Annotated in this window: 26 protein-coding genes; 13 read left to right on the forward strand and 13 right to left on the reverse strand. The window is 61.9% G+C overall.

Features of this window, described 5'->3' with window-relative positions; genetic code table 11:
- Positions 1-2 precede the first annotated feature (2 nt).
- Together ACMU_RS08465 and ACMU_RS08470 are read left to right on the forward strand one after the other, a co-directional pair.
- Positions 3-809: a transglutaminase family protein gene (locus ACMU_RS08465; RefSeq protein ID WP_035258363.1), complete on the forward strand. Its 807-nt coding sequence runs from the start codon at positions 3-5 to the stop codon at positions 807-809.
- A gap of 34 nt (positions 810-843) precedes the next feature.
- Positions 844-1,587, forward strand: coding sequence for a peptidase (locus ACMU_RS08470; RefSeq protein ID WP_035258365.1), 744 nt, complete (start codon positions 844-846; stop codon positions 1,585-1,587).
- A gap of 2 nt (positions 1,588-1,589) precedes the next feature.
- Here the strand turns inward: ACMU_RS08470 and ACMU_RS08475 are convergent, their stop codons facing one another.
- The 3 genes from ACMU_RS08475 to ACMU_RS08485 all read right to left on the reverse strand — a co-directional run bounded on the left by ACMU_RS08475 (position 1,590) and on the right by ACMU_RS08485 (position 3,759).
- Positions 1,590-2,792 carry an NAD(P)/FAD-dependent oxidoreductase gene (locus ACMU_RS08475; RefSeq protein WP_035258368.1) on the reverse strand — a complete coding sequence of 401 codons (1,203 nt, stop codon included), beginning with the start codon at positions 2,790-2,792 and terminating at the stop codon, positions 1,590-1,592.
- Between the two features lie 78 nt (positions 2,793-2,870).
- Entirely contained in the window at positions 2,871-3,347 is a 477-nt protein-coding gene (locus ACMU_RS08480) for a DUF6653 family protein (RefSeq protein WP_035258370.1), read from the reverse strand.
- Between the two features lie 40 nt (positions 3,348-3,387).
- Positions 3,388-3,759 (reverse strand): hypothetical protein, encoded by a 372-nt coding sequence (locus ACMU_RS08485; RefSeq protein ID WP_051588185.1) that lies wholly within the window; start codon positions 3,757-3,759, stop codon positions 3,388-3,390.
- A 65-nt stretch (positions 3,760-3,824) separates the two neighbouring features.
- Here ACMU_RS08485 and ACMU_RS08490 point away from each other — a divergent pair, with 65 nt between their 5' ends.
- Positions 3,825-4,583 (forward strand): alpha/beta fold hydrolase, encoded by a 759-nt coding sequence (locus ACMU_RS08490; RefSeq protein ID WP_035258380.1) that lies wholly within the window; start codon positions 3,825-3,827, stop codon positions 4,581-4,583.
- Positions 4,584-4,587: 4 nt separating this feature from the next.
- Here the strand turns inward: ACMU_RS08490 and ACMU_RS19440 are convergent, their stop codons facing one another.
- The gene (locus tag ACMU_RS19440) at positions 4,588-5,046 is read right to left on the reverse strand and encodes a cytochrome b/b6 domain-containing protein (RefSeq protein ID WP_035258382.1); all 459 of its coding nucleotides are present in this window, start codon (positions 5,044-5,046) and stop codon (positions 4,588-4,590) included.
- 142 nt (positions 5,047-5,188) lie between these two features.
- On the opposite strand from ACMU_RS19440, the gene ACMU_RS08500 reads away from it, so the two are divergent.
- The 4 genes from ACMU_RS08500 to ACMU_RS08510 all read left to right on the forward strand — a co-directional run bounded on the left by ACMU_RS08500 (position 5,189) and on the right by ACMU_RS08510 (position 7,001).
- Positions 5,189-5,476 (forward strand): type II toxin-antitoxin system prevent-host-death family antitoxin, encoded by a 288-nt coding sequence (locus ACMU_RS08500; RefSeq protein WP_035258384.1) that lies wholly within the window; start codon positions 5,189-5,191, stop codon positions 5,474-5,476.
- A gap of 17 nt (positions 5,477-5,493) precedes the next feature.
- Positions 5,494-5,634, forward strand: coding sequence for a hypothetical protein (locus ACMU_RS19445; RefSeq protein WP_161635650.1), 141 nt, complete (start codon positions 5,494-5,496; stop codon positions 5,632-5,634).
- 134 nt (positions 5,635-5,768) lie between these two features.
- Positions 5,769-6,269, forward strand: coding sequence for a Panacea domain-containing protein (locus ACMU_RS08505; protein ID WP_081805454.1), 501 nt, complete (start codon positions 5,769-5,771; stop codon positions 6,267-6,269).
- Complete coding sequence (locus ACMU_RS08510) at positions 6,270-7,001, forward strand: hypothetical protein (RefSeq protein WP_035258387.1); 732 nt, start codon at positions 6,270-6,272, stop codon at positions 6,999-7,001.
- A gap of 15 nt (positions 7,002-7,016) precedes the next feature.
- Here ACMU_RS08510 and lepA read toward each other — a convergent pair whose 3' ends face one another.
- Positions 7,017-8,816 carry a translation elongation factor 4 gene (gene lepA / locus ACMU_RS08515; protein WP_035258390.1) on the reverse strand — a complete coding sequence of 600 codons (1,800 nt, stop codon included), beginning with the start codon at positions 8,814-8,816 and terminating at the stop codon, positions 7,017-7,019.
- 474 nt (positions 8,817-9,290) lie between these two features.
- On the opposite strand from lepA, the gene ACMU_RS08520 reads away from it, so the two are divergent.
- Positions 9,291-9,500, forward strand: a complete 210-nt coding sequence (locus ACMU_RS08520; protein ID WP_152544560.1) for a hypothetical protein — start codon at positions 9,291-9,293, stop codon at positions 9,498-9,500.
- A 110-nt stretch (positions 9,501-9,610) separates the two neighbouring features.
- On the opposite strand, the gene ACMU_RS08525 is transcribed toward ACMU_RS08520, so the two are convergent.
- Positions 9,611-10,066, reverse strand: a complete 456-nt coding sequence (locus ACMU_RS08525) for an Lrp/AsnC family transcriptional regulator (RefSeq protein ID WP_035258394.1) — start codon at positions 10,064-10,066, stop codon at positions 9,611-9,613.
- Between the two features lie 124 nt (positions 10,067-10,190).
- Between ACMU_RS08525 and ACMU_RS08530 the strand changes: the two genes are divergently transcribed.
- On the forward strand, positions 10,191-11,237 hold the full coding sequence (locus ACMU_RS08530) for a Leu/Phe/Val dehydrogenase (protein WP_035258396.1): 1,047 nt from the start codon (positions 10,191-10,193) through the stop codon (positions 11,235-11,237).
- A gap of 4 nt (positions 11,238-11,241) precedes the next feature.
- Here ACMU_RS08530 and ACMU_RS19450 read toward each other — a convergent pair whose 3' ends face one another.
- On the reverse strand, positions 11,242-11,394 hold the full coding sequence (locus ACMU_RS19450) for a hypothetical protein (protein ID WP_161635651.1): 153 nt from the start codon (positions 11,392-11,394) through the stop codon (positions 11,242-11,244).
- A 265-nt stretch (positions 11,395-11,659) separates the two neighbouring features.
- On the opposite strand from ACMU_RS19450, the gene ACMU_RS08535 reads away from it, so the two are divergent.
- Positions 11,660-11,959, forward strand: a complete 300-nt coding sequence (locus tag ACMU_RS08535) for a hypothetical protein (protein ID WP_035258398.1) — start codon at positions 11,660-11,662, stop codon at positions 11,957-11,959.
- Here ACMU_RS08535 and ACMU_RS08540 read toward each other — a convergent pair whose 3' ends face one another.
- Entirely contained in the window at positions 11,960-12,412 is a 453-nt protein-coding gene (locus tag ACMU_RS08540) for a low molecular weight protein-tyrosine-phosphatase (RefSeq protein WP_035258401.1), read from the reverse strand.
- 45 nt (positions 12,413-12,457) lie between these two features.
- Between ACMU_RS08540 and ACMU_RS08545 the strand changes: the two genes are divergently transcribed.
- On the forward strand, positions 12,458-13,159 hold the full coding sequence (locus ACMU_RS08545; protein ID WP_035258844.1) for an NAD-dependent deacylase: 702 nt from the start codon (positions 12,458-12,460) through the stop codon (positions 13,157-13,159).
- 18 nt (positions 13,160-13,177) lie between these two features.
- On the opposite strand, the gene ACMU_RS08550 is transcribed toward ACMU_RS08545, so the two are convergent.
- The 3 genes from ACMU_RS08550 to rpmB form a co-directional block, all read right to left on the reverse strand.
- A complete protein-coding gene (locus ACMU_RS08550) occupies positions 13,178-13,693 on the reverse strand; it encodes a copper chaperone PCu(A)C (protein ID WP_035258403.1) in 516 nt (171 codons plus the stop codon).
- Positions 13,694-13,724: 31 nt separating this feature from the next.
- Positions 13,725-14,078: a hypothetical protein gene (locus ACMU_RS18720; RefSeq protein ID WP_051588186.1), complete on the reverse strand. Its 354-nt coding sequence runs from the start codon at positions 14,076-14,078 to the stop codon at positions 13,725-13,727.
- A 105-nt stretch (positions 14,079-14,183) separates the two neighbouring features.
- Positions 14,184-14,471, reverse strand: coding sequence for a 50S ribosomal protein L28 (rpmB, locus tag ACMU_RS08560; protein ID WP_035258404.1), 288 nt, complete (start codon positions 14,469-14,471; stop codon positions 14,184-14,186).
- A gap of 200 nt (positions 14,472-14,671) precedes the next feature.
- Here rpmB and ACMU_RS08565 point away from each other — a divergent pair, with 200 nt between their 5' ends.
- Positions 14,672-15,457, forward strand: coding sequence for a class I SAM-dependent methyltransferase (locus ACMU_RS08565; RefSeq protein ID WP_035258850.1), 786 nt, complete (start codon positions 14,672-14,674; stop codon positions 15,455-15,457).
- Positions 15,458-15,467: 10 nt separating this feature from the next.
- Here the strand turns inward: ACMU_RS08565 and ACMU_RS08570 are convergent, their stop codons facing one another.
- Positions 15,468-15,872: a hypothetical protein gene (locus ACMU_RS08570; protein WP_051588188.1), complete on the reverse strand. Its 405-nt coding sequence runs from the start codon at positions 15,870-15,872 to the stop codon at positions 15,468-15,470.
- A gap of 13 nt (positions 15,873-15,885) precedes the next feature.
- A complete protein-coding gene (gene meaB / locus ACMU_RS08575) occupies positions 15,886-16,860 on the reverse strand; it encodes a methylmalonyl Co-A mutase-associated GTPase MeaB (protein WP_035258405.1) in 975 nt (324 codons plus the stop codon).
- A 93-nt stretch (positions 16,861-16,953) separates the two neighbouring features.
- Here meaB and hrpB point away from each other — a divergent pair, with 93 nt between their 5' ends.
- A complete protein-coding gene (hrpB, locus tag ACMU_RS08580; RefSeq protein WP_035258854.1) occupies positions 16,954-19,383 on the forward strand; it encodes an ATP-dependent helicase HrpB in 2,430 nt (809 codons plus the stop codon).
- The last annotated feature ends 5 nt before the right edge of the window (positions 19,384-19,388 follow it).

The raw sequence follows: 19,388 nt of genomic DNA on the forward strand, positions 1-19,388 counted from the left end.
CTATGAAACTCGGCATCACTCATGTCACGACTTACACCTACGATCAGCCGGTGCATTATGCGCTGCAACAGTTGCGCCTGATCCCACGCAGTGGACATGGTCAGAAGGTGGTGGAATGGGCTTCCGAGATTTTCGGTGGCACCAAGCAGTTGAGTTTCGACGATCAGTTCATCAACCACACCGAGCTTGTGAAAGTTGACCCCGGTGCAACGCGGATCGAGATTGTCAGCAAGGGTATTGTCGAAACCGAAGACCGCAACGGTATCGTTGGCGACCATTCCGGTTTTGCCCCGCTTTGGTTGTTCAAAGCGCCGACATCGATGACTGCGGCCGGAAACAACGTGCGTCAAATGGCGGCCAACCTGCGGGCGGACGCCGGCGAGATGGGCGATCTGGATCGTCTGCACACCATGTCGCGCATGATCGCGGACAAGGTCGCCTATACCTTGGGCCACACCGACAGCACCACAACAGCCGAAGCAGCGCTAAGCGCCGGTGTCGGGGTTTGTCAGGACCACGCCCACATCATGATCGCCGTAGCGCGGCATATGGGAATGCCTGCGCGCTATGTCAGCGGCTACCTTTTGATGGATGGTCAAACCGCGCAGGATGCCAGCCATGCCTGGTGCGAGGTTTGGACCGCGGGCCTGGGATGGGTCGGTTTTGATGTGTCGAACGGGATTTGCCCCGATGCGCGCTATGTCCGCGTGGCGACCGGCCGCGACTACAACGACGCGGCGCCCATTCTGGGCGTTCGGCAAGGCGCGGGGCAGGAAAACCTGCATGTGGCCTTGCAGGTTCAGCAATAGGCTGCTTCAAAGAAGCGATGAAAAGAGGGGCGCCATGACATATTGCGTTGGCCTGATGTTGAGGGGCGGGTTGGTCTTTATGTCCGACACCCGCACGAACTCGGGCGTCGATAACATTTCGACCTTCCGCAAGATGTTTAATTGGGAGGTTCCGGGCGAACGATCGATCACTCTGATGACCGCCGGTAATCTGGCGACCACGCAGGCCGTTGTCAGCCTTCTGGACGAACGCGTAAAGGAACCGGGCAACCGTGCGCCCTGCATTCTGGAAACCGACTCGATGTTTCAAACGGCGCGGATGGTCGGCGGTTTGTTGAAAGAGGTGATCGCAACGCATGCTGAAACCGGCCAGCGGGCCGACGCCACCTTCAATGCAACGATGATACTGGGTGGGCAAATCGGCGACGGCGACCCGCGCCTGTTCCTGATCTATCCAGAAGGCAATTTTGTCGAAGCCAGCTTTGACACGCCGTTTTTTCAGATCGGCGAAACCAAATATGGCCGCCCGATCCTTGTACGCGCTTACGACGCCGAGATGAGCTTTGCCGACGCGGTCAAACTGCTGACCGTGTCCTTTGACAGCACGATCAAAGCCAACCTGTCGGTTAGCCTGCCGCTGGACGTGCATGTCTATCACAACGGGTCTTTGCGCAACGGCCCGATCTTCCGGATCAACACCGATGACCCCTATTTTCAGGAAATCTCGTCAGGTTGGGGCGTGGCCCTGCGCGAAGCGTTCCACTGCCTGCCCGAGTTTACCTTTCCGCCCGAGGGCTAGGCTCAGATCACAGCGTGTTCTACCAGTGGTACGTTGGCCGCAATGCGGTCAAAACTGAACGGTGACAGATCGATGCTGCGATAGTTGCCATAGGTGATCCATTCGGCCAGCCCCCGCCCCATTGCCGGGGCCTGCTGCAACCCGTGGCCTGAGAAACCGTTCAGGAACAGAAAGTTGGGCAGATCAGGATGCGGCCCAACAATGGCGTTCTGATCCAGCGTGTTCATTGCATAATGCCCAGCCCATTCGGCCTGCACGCGGATAGCCTCGAACTGAGGTATACGGTGGGCCAATGCAGGCCAGACGTGCCCCTCCCACAACGAGAAATCCATGGCAAAATCACTCGCGGCAACCGCCGGGTCGTCGAACCCTTTTGAGCCGCACAGATACGTGCCACCGCCATTGTCGTGCACATGCACGCCCGAAGGGTCGATCGTCAGCGGCAGCGGCCGGTCCAGCGGGCGTTCGGCCCTGAAAACCCACGTATAGCGCTTGCGTGGCTCAACCGGCAGATCGATCCCGGCCATGGCCGCCACGTCTGATGCACGCGGCCCCGCCGCATTTACGACCTGACCGCAGGCAACGCGCGTACCAGCGGCCAGATGCAGATGGGTGACCCGACCATCGGCAACGTCCAGATCGGTGACCGTGTTTTCGATGTATTCAACACCGCCTTCGCGCGCTTTACGTCGCAACCAGTCGAACACCGCCGCACCATCCCAATACCCCTCGTCCACGGTATTGATCGACCCCAAGGTCACGTCTTCAAGGTTATAAAACGGATAGCGGGCGGCAATGTCTTCCGGTGACAGCAACTCGGTCGCGGCCCCGGCAGTCACCTGAACAGCCTGATCACGGCGCAGCCGCTGTTCCATCGCGCGATCACCGGCGAGATACATGTATCCGAAGGACTTGATCGACAGCTCGGGCACCCTTGGGTCATCCCCCAGATGGGTGCGGAAATTGTTCACGAAATCGGCGGCAAATTGCGAAATATGTACGTTCAACTCGGTGCTGAACTGCTGTCGCATGCACGAATTCGTGCGCATCGTCGAACTGTCGGCAAAACTTATGTCCCGCTCAACCACCAGAACGCGGCCATTGAAATCCGGATTGCTGCTCAGGAACCACGCAGTGGCGGATCCCATTATCGCACCGCCGATAATGACAACGTCATAGCTCTTGAATTTGGGGTGATCTGACATGTGCCCGGCCCTGATAGATAGCAAGCGCTATCTTCTGGCAAGTCACCGGGATTGCAAGGCAATTTGCAAGCAGGCGGATCACCTGTTGGTGTCATCGTAAAGCCAGACCATTCGGTCCAGAAACCAAAGCTTGGCCCCCATCGCCCCCACGAGGCCCGCAAGTGTCAGGCCAAGGTCCAACTGCCAAAGGCCCCAGGCGAACACTACGACGCCCCCTCCGGCAGCCAAATTCAATACGAACGCCATCTGTGCATGATGTGGCGGGATCGGCACCTCTTTGCGGGCCAGCCACATCCGCTCGCCCATGACACCGCGCGACATCCATGCATCCAAATGCTTGGGCGGACCGAAAACGCGGGGGTTCAGCCACGTCCAGACAACCAACGCGGCAATAGGTATCAAAACGTACCAGCCCAGCCAAACGCGGCTCCAGACGGCCAAGGCCAGCAAGGGAAGGATCGGCACACGTGTCCAACCGCTCCATGGGTTGGCATGGCGGGCCCATGTCTGGTCGTCCATGCTCATCAGGCGTTCGGTGAATTTCCGATTGTCCATCTGTCGCCTCCGTTTAAACGGTCCCAGCGCCAGCAGGCGCTTACAGGGTTGACTGATACCAAACCAACAAGGCGGCAAATCCAGCGGCAAAAAACAGGCTCAACCCGATACCGGTGCCAATGGTCAGCGCCATTTGCAACCGGTCCATCGCCCGGTCGATAGTTCGCAAATGGGCAACCGCACGGCGTTCAGCGGCCTCAAGTCGCGGTAGATTGATCTGCCGGCTGAGCTTGGGATTTGCGGCCAATGGCAACGCATCAGCGATCGAAGAAATGTCGCGGCGAACACGTTTGGGTAGGCGACGACCAGCGCGGCGCAGTTGCTGCGACAGCGGACCTGAGCGAACCCCCAGCCGTTCCTGCATCAGTTGCGACACGTTTGCCGCCAATTCTTCGACCGTCACCTCGGCCATGATCCTTCTCCTGTCGTCACGAAAGTGACTGGCCAGCCCGCGCAACCGGCGCTATGGCTTGGCCCATGCTTCGAACTTATGTTGCCGGTCCAGAAACTGCCACCCCTCCGCTTTTGATTGTGCATGGCCTTTACGGCTCGGCACGCAATTGGAACGGGATGGCCAAGCGGTTATCCGACACCCGAAAGGTGATCACGGTTGACCAAAGAAATCACGGGGAAAGTCCATGGTTTCAAAGCCATAGCTACCCGGATATGGCCACCGATCTGGCCGAGGTGATTGCCGCCCATGGCGGTGTTGCGGATGTGGTTGGGCATTCGATGGGGGGCAAGGCCGCCATGACCCTTGCCCTGACGCAGCCGGATATGGTGAACCGGCTTGTGGTCGCCGACATTGCACCCGTCGCATATACGCATGACCAGTTGCAGTTTATTCACGCCATGCGCGCTCTGGACGTCGAAACCGCCGACACACGATCCGCTGCAAATGCTCAGTTGGCCGCGCGGATAGACGACGCCGGAATCCGGGCGTTCCTGCTGCAAAGCTTTGACCGAAAAGAGAAAAAATGGGTTCTGAACCTCGATGTTCTGGAGCGCGAGATGCCAAATGTCGTGGGGTGGCCAGAGATTTCAGGCAGTTTCGACGCCGCCACGCTGTTCCTGTCTGGCGGGGCTTCGGACTATGTTCTGCCCGAGCATCGCACAAAGATCCGGGGGCTGTTCCCTAAGGCGCGGTTTGCCAAGATCCCGGGGGCGGGCCACTGGCTGCATGCCGAAAAACCCGATGCTTTCGAGGCCTCTCTGCGCGCCTTTCTACCGGTTTGACGCCTTACCAAAAGTCCGAGAACATTCGTGACAACGTGTTGTTTTTCAACACAAATTCCACCACGAAACGACCAATAACATGCACCACGACCACGCCATAGAGGGCCAGGGAGATCAGGTGGTGAAGTTTGGCGACGGTGGCGCTGCCAAGGCCCCATGCCAATACACCGCTAAGCGCGACGAGGATCAGCAACACATAGATCGCCATGAACGGCAACGCGGCGCGGGTCTGCATGCCGCCTTGCTCGCGCACCAGTGTCAGGCGCGCCAGAACGGCCAACAACACCGCGATACCGATCAGAAAATGCATTGATGCAGAAGGGCTTAGCATAAATTCGCCGGTCTGCACCCCGCGCCGGAACGCAGTTGTCATACCGCCCTGAAACGCTACGTCGACAACAAGAAACACCACCACCAACAGGTGGAGCCACTTTTGCAAACGGCTGTACGGTTTCGACTGCATGGTTCCCTCTGGCGGCAAAATGCCGGGTGTGGCGACGCGGGGCAAGTCGTCCAAAGAGACAGGCTGCGCACGGAAGTTTAACGGGGTTTTGCAAGTTTCCACCCAATCTGGGGCCCGGATTTTAAACTTTGCGAGGGTATCAATGCCGGTTTTTTCAATTCGACTGACCGACCTGCGCCCCCACCTGACCACCTGCCTGAAACGGGTGGAGCGGGGCGAAAAACTGATCTTGCGGCGCCACGGAAAACCGGTGGCCGCACTGGTGAACATGGCGGATTACGCACGCGTCTGGGACGCAGAGGAAGACGCGCTGTTCGGCCCGATCGATCCGGCAACGGGTCGCCGGCCGGGTGGGGTCATGAAACTGTCGGGAACCGGGGTGGCAGAAAAGCTGAGACAGTTCTGGGCGTCCCGTGATAGGCAGGAGTAAAATGATAGGAGACCGAAATGCCTCGCCTGATCCTTCTGCTGAGTGCCCTTGCCCTGCTGCCCGCCTGCACCCCGCTTGTCGTCGCCACCGGCGCGGCGGCCGTCGTTGTGGCCGACGAAGTGGTTGAACAAGAGAACGGCGGGGACGGGTTGTTTTAAGCTTTGCACATGTGACTTCCGCCCCAAAGGGCAGCGCTCGACCTGGGGCTGGGTCGGGCGCCGCCCGGCGATGCAAGTTGACAGCGGGTTTCAGAAGCGATAAAACAAAACGTGAACACTGAGCGAGCGGCAAAATGGAATACGACGCAAGATTGATAGCAAACATTGTGCTTGACGAAGCCGAAAGTCAGGGACACCCCTTGTCCAATCTTGCCCTTCAGAAAGTTATGTTTTTCTGCCACGCATGGCACCTCGTCGACACTGGAAAGCCTCTGATAAAACACGAGTTCGAGGCTTGGCAGCATGGGCCAGTCCTTCAGTTTATTTATCGTCAATTCAAAGAAAGCGAGAGCCGCCCGATCAGAACGAGAGCCAAAAAGTTAAACCCACTCAATGGACGTCATGAGGTGGCTCAAGGTGAAATCGATTCGAGCACACGAGCAAGAATCAGGAAAGTTGTAGGTTTCTATGGTCGCCTTGAGCCTTGGGACTTAGTTGACTTATCACACGTTGAAGGCGGGCCATGGCACAGCGTGTGGAACAATGCCCAACGAGTGAACCCGGGAATGAAAATTTCTCACAATGCAATTCGCGAGTTTTACTCCAGTGCGATGGAAGGGAGGCCTATCCAGTAAATGGCCAAGCTAAAAGTTCCCTCAATCCAACACCTTGCCAGAAATTGGGATCCGCAGAGTGGCGTGATTTCGCGCGATCTCGTTCGATTAGTTCGAAATCCCCCAAGGTTCACTTACAGACCTGTTTATTCGGCCACTTCTGATCTGTTGCAATTCGGTGTTTCGTTAGACCAAATTGAAACCGGCATTCGCAACAAGGAAAAACGGGAACATGTGAGGGACAACTACTTGGAACTGCTCGGATTGATTCAGAGCCATTTCCGGGATTGTAAACCAGACTTTGTAAATCCGGTGAGCACACGGGTGTATCCGATTGGCTCAGGACTGGATGTGCCGTTTACACCCCCACTTATTTACGGTGTGGGTGGGCAATTGCGTTTCCCTTGGTTTAGTTTCTGGAAGACCAATCCTCTAAAAGATATGAACTTGAGGCTCTTCGTTACCATTGTAGATGAAATCTTGCGCGACGACCCCGACTTGGAAGATTGCATTTTTGAGATTTTAGACTTCAGCGCTCCTAAGGGTAGCAATGAAAGGTCCTTGGTTGTCACAAACGCCGCCGAGATTGAACCTTTGTCTCAACGAGACAAGACCGAAATGCTCGAGACCTTTGTGGATGGCTATGTAAAAGCCAAAGCCATCCTAGAAGCTGAGCCGGCGGAATCGCCACGTGATGAAAAACGAGACGCCGATCGTGACTACGACGACGATCAGCCTAGTTTGTTTGACTAGAATCTGAAAGGCGCCTCAGTCATCCATCTTCAACGCCGAGATAAACGCCTCTTGCGGGATGTCGACTTTGCCGAACTGGCGCATGCGCTTTTTACCGGCCTTCTGCTTTTCCAGCAGCTTTTTCTTCCGCGTCGCGTCGCCGCCATAGCACTTGGCCGTCACGTCTTTGCGCATGGCTGAGAGGGTCTCGCGCGCGATGACTTTGCCGCCGATGGCCGCCTGGATCGGGATCTTGAACATGTGGCGCGGGATCAGGTCCTTGAGCTTTTCGCACATCGCCCGGCCGCGTTGTTCGGCCCGGTCGCGGTGGACCATGGTGGACAGGGCGTCCACGGGCTCGTCATTCACCAGCACCTGCATCTTGACCAGGTTGTCGGTCTGGTACCCCTCCATCTGGTAATCGAAGCTGGCATAGCCCTTGGTGACCGATTTCAGCCGGTCGTAGAAGTCGAACACAACCTCGTTCAGCGGCAGATCGTAGACGACCATGGCGCGGGTGCCGGCATAGGTCATGTCGAGCTGGATACCGCGGCGGTCCTGGCACAGTTTCAGCACGTCGCCCAGATATTCGTCGGGCACCATGATGGTGGCCTTGATGCGCGGCTCTTCCAGGTGGTCCACATGGGTCAGGTCGGGCATGTCGGCAGGGTTGTGCAACTCCTGCATGGTGCCGTCTTTCATGTGGATGTGATAGATCACGCTGGGCGCGGTGGTGATCAGGTCGATATCGTATTCGCGTTCGATGCGGTCGCGGATGACCTCAAGGTGCAAGAGGCCCAGAAAGCCGCAGCGGAAGCCGAAACCGAGGGCGGCGGAGGTCTCCATCTCGAAACTGAACGAGGCGTCGTTCAGCGCCAGTTTCTCGATCGCGTCGCGCAGGTCTTCGAACTCGGCCGAATCCACCGGGAAGAGGCCACAGAACACCACCGGCTGCGCGGGTTTGAAACCGGGCAGCGGGGTGGCGGTTTGCTTTTTCTCATGCGTGATGGTGTCGCCGACGCGGGTGTCGCGGACCTGTTTGATCGAGGCGGTGAGAAAGCCGATCTCGCCCGGGCCAAGTTCGGCGATATCCTGCATTTTGGGGCGGAAGACGCCAAGGCGGTCAACGGGGTATTTGCCGCCGGTGCCCAGCATCTGGATGCGGTCGCCCTTTTTGATCTTGCCGTCGAGCACGCGGATAATGACGACCACGCCCAGGTAGGGGTCGTAATAGCTGTCGACCAGCATCGCCTTCAGGGGCGCGTCGGCGTCGCCTTCGGGATGCGGCAGGCGTTGCACGATGGCCTCGAGCACGTCGGGGATGCCAAGGCCGGTTTTGGCGCTGATCTCGACCGCGTCCGAAGCGTCGATGCCGATCACATCCTCGATCTGTTCGGCGACGCGTTCGGGCTCGGCCGCGGGCAGGTCAACCTTGTTGAGGACCGGCACGATCTCGTGGTCGGCCTCGATAGCCTGATAGACATTGGCCAGCGTCTGCGCCTCGACCCCTTGCGAGGCGTCGACAACCAACAGCGAGCCCTCAACCGCCTGCATCGACCGGCTGACCTCATAGGCGAAATCCACGTGGCCGGGCGTGTCGATCAGGTTCAGCACATAGGTGTCGCCATCCTGCGCGGGGTATTCGATGCGCACGGTGTTGGCCTTGATGGTGATGCCGCGCTCGCGTTCGATATCCATGCTGTCGAGCAGCTGCTCTTGCATGTCACGCGCCGCCACGGTGCCGGTCATCTGGATCAGACGATCAGCCAGCGTGGATTTGCCGTGGTCGATATGCGCCACGATCGAGAAATTGCGGATGTGCTTCAGGTCGGTCATTGGGTGGATATGCGTTGGTTTTCAGGGGCGGTCAAGCGGCAGCAGGGCGCAAAGGGCCGCGCCCGCGCCTGGGGGCGCGCATGCAACGGGGTTTTGGGTGGCTGACGAGGCAAAGGGGGCGGCGCCTGCCCGGGCCGAACCCGTGGCAACGCGTCCTCCCCGGAGGGAGGTTTGCCAACAACCTTCACGAAAGGCACCTAGCTCATTCGAGTAGCGTTAGCCAAGGGCCACAAGGTGCAAAATTCGCTCCACCCTAACCGACAACAGCGTCTCGTATTTCAATCTTTGGCGGAGTAACTGGGCGCCACTTGACATGGTGGTTTTTATCTGGCCAACCTCGCAAAAATTTGGATATGTTGGCCGTGATGTTCTTCCCAAAAGTGCACTCAATACCGCTTCGGAGGAGTAATATTGCAATTTAGAACGGTGTTCTCCCGAATAGTATTGAAGGCGAAACCTATATTCAAATTCATGATGAAGCACCCTGTTGTTTCATTATTTGCATCCATCATTGGTTTTGTTCTGTATATGGCTACCACTTTTTCCATGATGCACAGCGATTCTGTAATTATTAGTTGGGTTGGAACTGGTATGAATGGCATGGGGATGGTAATTATTTTCCCTCTTTGTTTTTTGCTTCTAAAGCTGTTGGAGTCTTTTGTTAATTCTATAAATAAGGGGTGACTTGCCCGAGAGCGAAAGACAAGGTCAAACAATGTCGGGCGCGGCCCGGCGGTGCCGCTAGGCGGGGCAACTTTGGGTGACGAGCACTTCAGATTGGCATTTTACGTCCCCTAACCCACCGGCAGGGTGTCGCGTTGGACCATGGTGCGCAGGGTGAAGCTGGAGCGCATGGCGCGGATGCCCGGGGTGCGCATCAGTTGGGTTTCGATGAAGCGGTCGAAATCGGCCAGGTCGGCGGCGGTGACGCGCAGCAGGATGTCGCGCGTGCCGGTCATCAGGTGGCACTCCATCACCGCGTCAAACCGGGCCACGGCGGCCTCGAACGCGGCCAGCGTGTCGGCGGCGGTTCGGTCAAGCTCGACAAACACAAACGCGGTCAGGGGCAGGCCCAGCCGGGCGGCGTCGACGCGGGCGGTGTAGCCGGTGATGATGCCCTCGGCCTCGAGCCGGGCGACGCGGCGCGCGCAGGGCGTGGGTGACAGGCCCACGCGGTCGGCAAGGTCGGTGATGGCGATGCGGCCATCGGCCTGCAGGGTGGTGAGAATCTTTTGGTCCAGCGCGTCCATTGGTGATTTCCCCTAAGTAACCCACATAGGATAGGGAATTTTGGCGCAGATTGCACCATAGCTGTGCGAATTTGGCTAAATCCGCTGCGACCGGCGCGATAGGCTGATCAAAAGGAGGACCCAGATGCAGATCACGAACCAGCCAGCCGCCACCCATGAACAACTGCTGCGCGTGCAGGATTCCGAGACCGGGCTGACCGGGTTCATCGCCATTCATTCAACGCAGCTGGGTCCGGCAGCGGGTGGTCTGCGGATGCGGCCCTATCCGACCGAGGCAGAGGCGGCGGCAGATGCGTTGCGGTTGGCGCAGGGCATGACGTTCAAAAACGCGGCGGCGGGGCTGCCATTGGGCGGTGGCAAGTCGGTGATCATGGGCAATCCGGCGGACAAGACACCCGATATGCTGGCGGCCTTTGGTCGCGCGATCGAGACGCTGGCGGGCCGGTATTGGACGGCCGAGGATATGGGCATGAGCCCGGCCGATATGGCGCATGTGGCGCGCGGTACGCGATATGTTGCGGGGCTGGACGATGGGGAATTTGCCAGTGGCGACCCCTCGCCCATCACCGCGCGCGGGATTTTCAACGCAATCCGCGTGACCGCCCGTCATCGGTTGCAGCGCGACACACTGCGCGGGGTGCATGTGGCGGTGCAGGGGCTTGGCCATGTGGGTTGGGCGCTGTGCGGTTTGTTGCAGGATGCGGGCGCAAGGTTGACTGTGGCCGACATCAGCGAAGCGCGTACCGCCCGGGGCGCGCAGGAGTTCGGGGCCACGGTGGTTGCGCCTGATGCGATCCTGTCGGTCGAGGCCGACATCCTTGCCCCTTGCGCCATAGGTGGGGTGCTGAACACCCGCACGATCCCCGCATTGCAGGTAAAGGCCGTGGCCGGTGGTGCCAATAATCAGCTTGCCACGTCTGACGACGGCAAAGCGCTGCATGCACGCGGCATTCTGTATGCGCCGGACTATGTCGCGAATGCGGGCGGGATCATCAACGTGGCGACCGAGATCTTGCGGATTGCAGATCGCCCGGCCTTTGTGGCCGAAAAACTAAGCGCCGCCGAAGCGACGCTTGATGCGGTTTTGACGCAGGCGCGGGCCCAGAACCGGTCACCTGCGGATGTAGCGGATCAGACGGTGGCCACCCAAATGGCGGCCCGCGCGGCCTGACCTATCAGCCGCAATGGCACATGGTGCAGAAACGTGGCATCGGTGCAACCGGTGCCGATGTGCCTGCCGAGAACAGCCGGGCGCGGGCGCTGCGGCTTGCCTGATGCAGGCTGATAGAAGCGCAGAGGGTTTTGATCAGAACTTTGGTCACACGCATCATGGCTCTCCTACTTGGCGATTTGTTCGCCGGTAGGGTCTTTCTATACCAAGTTACCAAAGGATACCAGATAGCTTTTGGGAAGATTACACAGTTTCGCGTTTTTGTGAACAATGCGCCTATCTGGGTCGGCATCGATCAGCCGACACAAATTGTAGTGAATTGAAAATTGCGAAAAAATTCGGCATTCTATCGGCAATGAGCAAGCCCCGGCGGACAGACGGCGCCAAAGCCGCGGCCAGACGGGGAAGAGTGAGGCAGAGCAATGAGACCCATTTTTTCTGTGGCAATCCTGTCAATGTGCCTGGCGGTACCCCTGCACGCAGGCAAGATCGAGCGCGCATGTAACCAGTCGGACCGCAAAGCCGCCACGCGCAGCCTGTGCGGCTGTATCCAGGACGCGGCCGATCTGGTGCTGAGCACCAAGGACCAGTCGCTGGCGGCCAAGTTCTTTTCCGACCCGCACAAGGCGCAGGAGATCCGCCAGTCGGACAATCGCAGCCACGAATCGTTCTGGAAACGGTACCGCGAATTCGGCGACACCGCCGAAGCCTTTTGCGGCTGATCAGCGGCTGAGGCTGGCCAACAGGCCGCGGCTGGCATCCTCGATCAGGTCCAACACCATGTCGAACTCGCCCTCGTAATAGGGGTCGGGCACCTCGGTGCGGTCGGTTTCGGCATAGCGCAGGAACAGCTCGACCGGGGTTGTGTTGCCCGCCGGGCGCATCCGTTCCAGCGCCGCCAGGTTCGATGTGTCCATCGCGATAATCAGGTCGAACCGGTCAAAATCCCCCACCTGCACCTGCTGGGCGCGCAAGGCCGACAGGTCATAGCCGCGCGCCGCTGCCTCGGCCGTGGCGCGCGCATCGGGTGGATCGCCAATATGCCAGCCGCCGGTCCCGGCGCTTTCGACCTGCACCGGCACGCCCTGCGCATCGGCCTGCGCCACGAACACGCCATGCGCGGTGGGCGAGCGGCAGATATTTCCAAGGCAGACAAACAGAATTCGGGTGGTCATCCGGGGGCCTCCTTTGGCACAAAGAGGTAACCTATGGAGGGCAGCATGGCCAGAATCGTGATCCTGACCGGTGCCGGTATCTCGGCCGAAAGCGGGCTGGGCACGTTTCGCGACAAGGGCGGGGTGTGGACGCAGTATGACCTGGCCGAGGTGGCAACGCCCGAGGGGTTTGCCGCCGACCCGGCGAAGGTTCACAATTTCTATAACATGCGCCGGGCCAATGCCGCGCAGGCCGTGCCAAACGCCGCCCACCACGCACTGGCACGCCTAGAGGCAGCGATGGGTGATGATCTGCGTATCGTCACGCAGAATGTCGACGGGTTGCACGAGGCGGCGGGGTCAACCCGCGTGTGGCACATGCATGGGCGGCTGAACCGTGCGCGCTGTGCGGCCTGCGGGGCCACATGGGACGCGCCGGCGGTTATGGCAACTGATGACCCCTGCCCCACCTGCGCCGCACCGGCCACGCGCCCCGATATCGTGTGGTTCGGCGAGATGCCGATGTATATGGACCAGATCTGGGACGTGCTGCGGGGGGCCGAGCTGTTCGTGTCGATCGGCACGTCGGGGCAGGTATATCCGGCGGCAGCTTTTGTGCAGGACGCAGACCGCGCCGGGGCGCATACGCTGGAACTGAACCTGGAGGCGTCGGCCGTGACCAGCGATTTCGCCGAGGTGCGGCAAGGCGCCGCCACCGAGATCGTGCCCGCATGGGTGGACGAGGAATTGGTGCGGCGCGGGTTTTAACCCACGCCGCGGACCGGGTCAGTGGTTGTGTTTACCGTGGCCTTTGGCCTTGTGCCCGCCGCCGTGATCGCCATGGCCGCCATGGCCCGCATGGGCGTCGTTACGTTCCAGATCGACGGGCACGGAAACGGTCATCTCGCCCGCTTTCTCGAAGGTCAGGGTGACGTCGACGGTTTCGCCATGCACCAGCGGCGCGGTCAGGCCCATCAGCATCACGTGGTCGCCGCCGCGCGCCAGGACGTGTTCGCCATGGGCGGGGATGGCAAAGCCACCCTCGACCTCGTGCATACGCATCACGCCATTGCCGTCATCGGTATGGGTGTGCAGCTCGACCCGGGCGGCGGCCTCGGACGTGGCCGCGATCAGACGGTCATCGGCATGGGTGTGGTTGTCCAGCACCATGAAGATGGCGCCGGTTCTGGCCGCGGGCGAGGCCGAACGGGCATAGGCGTCTTTGACCATGATGCCGTCGGCAAAGGCGGGCATGGTAGACAGGATGGCGGCGGCAGCCGCGAAAACGGTGGATTTCAGCATGGGGTAGTCCTTCGTTGGAATGTCAGAGATGTCAGGCAACGAAGGAGGGGGGCGGCCCGCGGGCCAGTGGGCCGGTGGCCTGCGCGGCTGGCGCAAAGCCCAGCGGCGTGACCGGGCGCAGGATGGCAACCTGCAAGGCAACCGGCGCCGGGTTGGGCTGCGGGGCCGTGGTATCGGCAAACCCCATCAGCCCGTCAGGGCACAGAACCGGGGCATGGGTTGGGTTGCCATCGGCATCGATGGCGATGGTGGCAAATCCCTGACCGGCGCAGATCACGATCATATCAACCGCGGGTGCCTGACCGCGCGCCGAGGCCAGCCCGATCGAGCTGACCAGAACGGAAACCAGCAGGAGGCTGGCGGTTATTGCGCGCAGAATTGCCATCAGACGCGGACTATCGCATCGGCATCCAAAAGGGAAGCGGACGAAATGAAGCGGCCCTGTCACTTTCGCGACAGGGCCGTCAATTCCGCATCAGCCGGGTGGCAATCAGGCAGCAGCCTGTACCTTGGCGATGTCTTTCTTGATCTTCAGGGCTTTCGTCGAAAGCTCGGCATCCTTGGCTTTGGCCAGGAATGCGTCCAGACCGCCACGGTGGTCTACCGTGCGCAGTGCAGCAGCCGATACGCGAAGCTTGAACGAGCGGCCCAGAGCATCCGAGATCAGGGTCACGTCATTCAGGTTCGGCAGAAACCGGCGGCGGGTTTTGTTGTGGGCGTGGCTGACATTGTTGCCAGTCATCGGGCCTTTTCCGGTCAGTTCGCAAACGCGCGACATGGGACTTTTCCTTGTCTCTGAAATGACAGCAGCGCTGCGAGAAGGCAGCGCCGCAAATTCCGTTTGGGTGCTTTAAGGGGAATCGCAAGGAAAGGTCAAGCCTTGGCGCGCGATTATTTGCGTGTTGGTGGGACATGTTTGGGTTGACCCAAACCATGCAATCCTCAAGAACGGGGCCGTTTGCCATTTCGGAGGATCCCATGCCAGACCCCGCCGGTGCGTCATTTCAGGACGCGGATGTCGTTGACCTCTACCCGCATCGCCCACCCTATGCAACGCAAGCGCTGGATCACATCCACAACATGGCCCCGGACAGCGGGCGGCTGCTGGACCTGGGATGTGGCGAGGGCAAGATTGCCCGCCCGATGACGCCGCGCTTTGATCAGGTTGTGGCGGTGGACCCCTCGGCCAACATGATCGCGCTGGGCCGAACCTTGCCGCGGGGTGACGCCGCGAACCTGACATGGCTGCAGGCCTATGCCGAGGATGCGCCCCTGGCGGGCGCGTTCGACGTGGTGACCTTCGCTTCGTCGATCCATTGGATGAACCCCGAACAACTGTTCGATCGGCTGGCCCCGCATCTGCACCCGCGTCACCTGCTGGCCGTGGTCAGCGGCGACACGCCGCACGATCCGCCGTGGCAGGACGCATGGCAGGGCTTTCTGGACAAATGGGTGCCCGCGCTGACCGGGCAGCCCGTGAACTCGGCGCAATGGTGCGGGTCGCGCAGGGCGTATCTGGACCATGTAGAGGTTGTGGACACCCAATCCTTCCTGTCAGAGCCCGTGCAGCAATCGGTAGACAGCTTCATAAAGTGCCAGCATTCCCGCGATACTTTTGCCCTGTCGAAACTGGGCAGCCGCCGCGCAGCGTTTCACCGCGAGCTTGCGGCCCTATTGCACCCCCACGCGGATGACGCCGGGCAATTGACTTACCGGGTGAAAACCGACGTGACGCTGGCCACCCTGACGGGCGCGGTTGGCTGAAAGGCGGCCCTTACAGCAACGCCAATGCTCCCAGAACCACCTGCGGGATGAAAAGCAACCCCTGCGGGGCCTTGGCAAAGCCGATATCTGAGCGCGCAGTGACCCACGTGCCAACCGCGACAAAGCCCGCGGCCAGTGCGGTGCCTGCAAGCGTTAACCCCGGCATTGCCCAGATCAACGCGCCGCCAAAGCACAGCGTCAGCACCAACAGGGTTGCGGTCACAAAATGCCAGCACATCCAGGCGACGACGCGCGCCTCGTCGGTCATGCCGGTGGCTTGCCGCAAGGGCCGCGCAACCTGGCGCCCGCCGAGGAATGTGTGAACCAAGAACCAAACAGCGCTGAGCGCAGCGGCGGACATCAGGTAAATCTGTTCCATACCGCACATCTGGTGGGGCGGACGGCGTTCGTCCATGCGACGGATTGGCCTAGCCGCCCAGCATGTCCAGCATCCGCCGCGCGGCGGTGGTGGCGGGCAGATCTCCGGCGGCGACGTCGGCCCCCATCCGGTCCATGGCGGCCAGTTTGTCGGGATCGCTTTGCAGGCGGGCCAAAAGACCCTGACGCACCTCTTCTTCGAACCAGTGGCGGGCTTGTGCGGCGCGGCGCGCGGCGCCGTGACCTTCGGCCTGGCGCCATTTGTGCAGGTGTTGCATTTCCGCCCAGGCCTCGGCCAGACCGTCGCCTTCGGCCGCCGAAACGGTCAGCGCCTTGGGGAAGCCGTCGGGATCATTCGGGCGCTTGCGCATTAGGCGCAGGGCGCCGGCATAGTCGGCACAGGTGCGGATCGCGGTGGATTTCAGCGCGCCATCGGCCTTGTTCACAAGGATCAGGTCGGCCATCTCCATGATGCCGCGCTTGACCCCCTGCAGCTCGTCCCCGCCCGCGGGTGCCAACAGCAGCACGAAAAGGTCGGCCATGTCGGCCACCATCGTCTCGGACTGTCCGACGCCGACGGTTTCGATGATCACCACGTCGAAGCCCGCGGCCTCGCATAGGGCGACCGCGTCGCGGGTACGCCGGGCCACGCCACCCAGATTGGTCTGGCTGGGCGAGGGGCGGATAAAGGCGTTGGGGTTGCGGCTGAGCAGTTCCATCCGGGTTTTGTCGCCAAGGATCGAACCACCGGACCGGGCCGAGGACGGATCGATAGCCAGAACCGCCACGCGCAGGTCCTGATCGGTCAGAAGACCACCAAATGCCTCGATGAAGGTCGACTTGCCCACGCCCGGCGTGCCCGACAGCCCGATGCGCAGCGCCTGACGGCCTGACTGACCGACCTGCGCCAACAATGCCTCGGCCTGATCGCGGTGATCGGGGCGGGCGCTTTCCACCAGCGTGATGGCGCGGGCCAGTGCCCGGCGTTCCCCGGCCAGCAGGCGCGTGGCAAGATCTTGGGTCATCTACTTCTCCCTTTGGGGTCCTGTTTGACCAAGCGGCGCGGCGGATGTCCAGACCAACTGGCGCAGACGCGGCAAATCGCCGATAAGGCGGGCATGAGTTTTGCCCTGCCCATTGATGACGCCCTGCCCGACCTTATTGCCGCCCTGCGGGATGCGGGCCGCGCCGTGCTGCAAGCCCCGCCGGGCGCCGGTAAAACCACGCGCGTGCCGTTGGCGATGTTGCAGGCAGGGCTTTGCGCGGGTCGCATCGTGATGCTGGAGCCGCGCCGTCTGGCCGCGCGCGCGGCGGCGGAACGCATGGCCCAGACGCTGGGTGAAAAGGTTGGCGATCGCGTGGGGTACCGCATTCGCGGCGAGGCGCGCGTGGGCCCGGACACGCGGATTGAGGTGGTGACCGAGGGCATCCTGACCCGGATGCTGCAATCGGACCCGTCGCTGGAGGGCGTCGGCGCGGTGATCTTTGACGAGTTCCACGAACGCTCGCTGAACGCCGATCTGGGGCTGGCGCTGACATGGGAGGCGCGCGAGGCGCTGCGCGACGACCTGCTGGTGGTGGTGATGTCGGCGACGCTGGACGCAGGGCCGGTGGCGGCGATGCTGAACAACGCGCCGGTGATCACGTCCGAGGGGCGGGCCTTTCCGGTTGAAACCCGCTGGCTGGACGCGCCGTTGCGCAAAGAGGTGCGGCGCGAGGCGGCGATGGCAGATCTGATCGTCAGCGCCCTGCGCGAGACCAAGGGCGGCGTTCTGGCCTTTCTGCCCGGCGAGGGCGAGATCCGCCGCGTGGCCGCCGCGCTGGACGGCCGCCTGCCCGGCAATGTCGCGCTGATGCCGCTTTACGGCGCCCTGCCCTTCGCCAAGCAGCAGGCGGCGATCCGGCCGCTGAAGGGGGACGTGCGCAAGCTGGTGCTGGCCACGTCGATCGCGGAAACCTCGCTGACCATTCAGGACGTGCGGGTGGTGGTGGATGGCGGGCAGTCGCGGCGGGCGCGGTTTGATCCGGGCTCGGGCATGTCACGGCTGGTGACCGAAAAGGTCAGCCGGGCCGAGGCGGAACAACGGCGCGGGCGCGCGGGACGTGTGGCCGAAGGCTGGTGCTATCGGTTGTGGACGCGGGGCGAGGAAGGGGCGCTGGCCGCCTTCCCCCCGGCCGAGATCGAGGCCGCCGACCTGTCCGATCTGGCGCTGGAACTGGCGATCTGGGGGGCCGAGCCGGGCGAACTGGCGTTTCTGACCCCGCCACCCGAGGGCGCATTGGCCGAGGCGCGGGCGCTGTTGGCGCAGCTGGGCGCGTTGGCGGGCGGGCGCATCACCGATCATGGCCGGGCTTTGGGCGCGCTGCCGCTGCACCCGCGGCTGGGGCATATGCTGCTGCGCGCCGGGGCAGATGCCGCGCCATTGGCGGCGCTGCTGGGCGAGCGTGACCCGCTGCGCGATGGCGGCAGCGACCTGACCCGCCGCCTGCGCGCCATTGACGGGCGCGGTGCCGGCGACGCGAAGACCCTGGCGCGCATCCGGGACGAGGCCAAGCGGCTGCGCCGGCTGGCCCCGCGCGGTGATTTCCCCAAACGCAGCGCCGCCGCCATGGCCGCGCTGGCCTATCCCGACCGGGTGGCGCTGCGCCGCAAGGGCGACGCGGCGCGTTACGTGATGTCGGGCGGCAAAGGCGCGGTGATGGCCGATCATGACACGCTGGCCGGGCAACGGATGATCGTGGCCGCCACGCTGGACGGCAACCCGCGCGAAGCCAGGATCCGGCTGGCCGCCGCGCTGAGCGAGGCCGAGCTCAGGGGCGAATTTGCCGATCAGATCACGTGGGACAACGCCTGCCACTGGTCGAAACGAGACCGGCGCGTGCTGGCGCGGCGGCAGGAACGGTTCGGCGCGCTGGTGCTGGCCGATGAGGCGTGGAAGGGCGCCCCGTCTGAGGCCATCGCCGGCGCCATGGCCGATGGCGTGCGGACGCTGGGCCTCAGTTGGAGCGATGCCGCGCGCCGCTTTGCGGCGCGCGCCCGCCTGATGCAGGACGGCGACGACACCTTCCCCGACCTGTCGGATGCCGCGTTGATGGCAACGCTGGACGACTGGCTGGTGCCGCATCTGGGGGGCGTGCGCAGCGCCGAGGGCTGGAAGAACTTCGACATGCTGCCCGCCCTGCGCGCAATGCTGAATTGGGACCAGATGGCGCGGCTGGACCGCGAGGTGCCCGCGCATTGGCAAACCCCGCTGGGTCGCAAACTGCCCATCGATTATGGCGACGGGCAGCCCGCCGTGCAGGCGAAACTGCAAGAGTTTCTGGGGGTGACCCGGCACCCGACCGTTGGCCCCGCGCAGGTGCCACTGAAGGTGACGATGCTGTCCCCGGCGCAGCGGCCCATTCAGATCACCACCGATATTCCGGGGTTCTGGGCGGGATCATACGCCGATCTGCGCAAGGACATGCGGGCGCAATACCCCAAACATGTCTGGCCCGAAGACCCCGCGAACGAGAAACCAACGACGCGGGCCAAGCCGCGCCGCTGAACTGT

Source organism: Actibacterium mucosum KCTC 23349 (assembly GCF_000647975.1).
In the GTDB taxonomy this organism is placed as follows: Bacteria; Pseudomonadota; Alphaproteobacteria; order Rhodobacterales; family Rhodobacteraceae; genus Actibacterium; species Actibacterium mucosum.

Bases quoted from the DNA above. Each gene is read 5' to 3' on its own strand.
- ACMU_RS08465 (WP_035258363.1), top strand. From the start codon at position 3: ATGAAACTCGGCATCACTCATGTCACGACTTACACCTACGATCAGCCG.
- ACMU_RS08470 (WP_035258365.1), top strand. From the start codon at position 844: ATGACATATTGCGTTGGCCTGATGTTGAGGGGCGGGTTGGTCTTTATG.
- ACMU_RS08475 (WP_035258368.1), bottom strand. From the start codon at position 2,792: ATGTCAGATCACCCCAAATTCAAGAGCTATGACGTTGTCATTATCGGC.
- ACMU_RS08480 (WP_035258370.1), bottom strand. From the start codon at position 3,347: ATGGACAATCGGAAATTCACCGAACGCCTGATGAGCATGGACGACCAG.
- ACMU_RS08485 (WP_051588185.1), bottom strand. From the start codon at position 3,759: ATGGCCGAGGTGACGGTCGAAGAATTGGCGGCAAACGTGTCGCAACTG.
- ACMU_RS08490 (WP_035258380.1), top strand. From the start codon at position 3,825: ATGCTTCGAACTTATGTTGCCGGTCCAGAAACTGCCACCCCTCCGCTT.
- ACMU_RS19440 (WP_035258382.1), bottom strand. From the start codon at position 5,046: ATGCAGTCGAAACCGTACAGCCGTTTGCAAAAGTGGCTCCACCTGTTG.
- ACMU_RS08500 (WP_035258384.1), top strand. From the start codon at position 5,189: ATGCCGGTTTTTTCAATTCGACTGACCGACCTGCGCCCCCACCTGACC.
- ACMU_RS19445 (WP_161635650.1), top strand. From the start codon at position 5,494: ATGCCTCGCCTGATCCTTCTGCTGAGTGCCCTTGCCCTGCTGCCCGCC.
- ACMU_RS08505 (WP_081805454.1), top strand. From the start codon at position 5,769: ATGGAATACGACGCAAGATTGATAGCAAACATTGTGCTTGACGAAGCC.
- ACMU_RS08510 (WP_035258387.1), top strand. From the start codon at position 6,270: ATGGCCAAGCTAAAAGTTCCCTCAATCCAACACCTTGCCAGAAATTGG.
- lepA (WP_035258390.1), bottom strand. From the start codon at position 8,816: ATGACCGACCTGAAGCACATCCGCAATTTCTCGATCGTGGCGCATATC.
- ACMU_RS08520 (WP_152544560.1), top strand. From the start codon at position 9,291: ATGAAGCACCCTGTTGTTTCATTATTTGCATCCATCATTGGTTTTGTT.
- ACMU_RS08525 (WP_035258394.1), bottom strand. From the start codon at position 10,066: ATGGACGCGCTGGACCAAAAGATTCTCACCACCCTGCAGGCCGATGGC.
- ACMU_RS08530 (WP_035258396.1), top strand. From the start codon at position 10,191: ATGCAGATCACGAACCAGCCAGCCGCCACCCATGAACAACTGCTGCGC.
- ACMU_RS19450 (WP_161635651.1), bottom strand. From the start codon at position 11,394: ATGCGTGTGACCAAAGTTCTGATCAAAACCCTCTGCGCTTCTATCAGC.
- ACMU_RS08535 (WP_035258398.1), top strand. From the start codon at position 11,660: ATGAGACCCATTTTTTCTGTGGCAATCCTGTCAATGTGCCTGGCGGTA.
- ACMU_RS08540 (WP_035258401.1), bottom strand. From the start codon at position 12,412: ATGACCACCCGAATTCTGTTTGTCTGCCTTGGAAATATCTGCCGCTCG.
- ACMU_RS08545 (WP_035258844.1), top strand. From the start codon at position 12,458: ATGGCCAGAATCGTGATCCTGACCGGTGCCGGTATCTCGGCCGAAAGC.
- ACMU_RS08550 (WP_035258403.1), bottom strand. From the start codon at position 13,693: ATGCTGAAATCCACCGTTTTCGCGGCTGCCGCCGCCATCCTGTCTACC.
- ACMU_RS18720 (WP_051588186.1), bottom strand. From the start codon at position 14,078: ATGGCAATTCTGCGCGCAATAACCGCCAGCCTCCTGCTGGTTTCCGTT.
- rpmB (WP_035258404.1), bottom strand. From the start codon at position 14,471: ATGTCGCGCGTTTGCGAACTGACCGGAAAAGGCCCGATGACTGGCAAC.
- ACMU_RS08565 (WP_035258850.1), top strand. From the start codon at position 14,672: ATGCCAGACCCCGCCGGTGCGTCATTTCAGGACGCGGATGTCGTTGAC.
- ACMU_RS08570 (WP_051588188.1), bottom strand. From the start codon at position 15,872: ATGGACGAACGCCGTCCGCCCCACCAGATGTGCGGTATGGAACAGATT.
- meaB (WP_035258405.1), bottom strand. From the start codon at position 16,860: ATGACCCAAGATCTTGCCACGCGCCTGCTGGCCGGGGAACGCCGGGCA.
- hrpB (WP_035258854.1), top strand. From the start codon at position 16,954: ATGAGTTTTGCCCTGCCCATTGATGACGCCCTGCCCGACCTTATTGCC.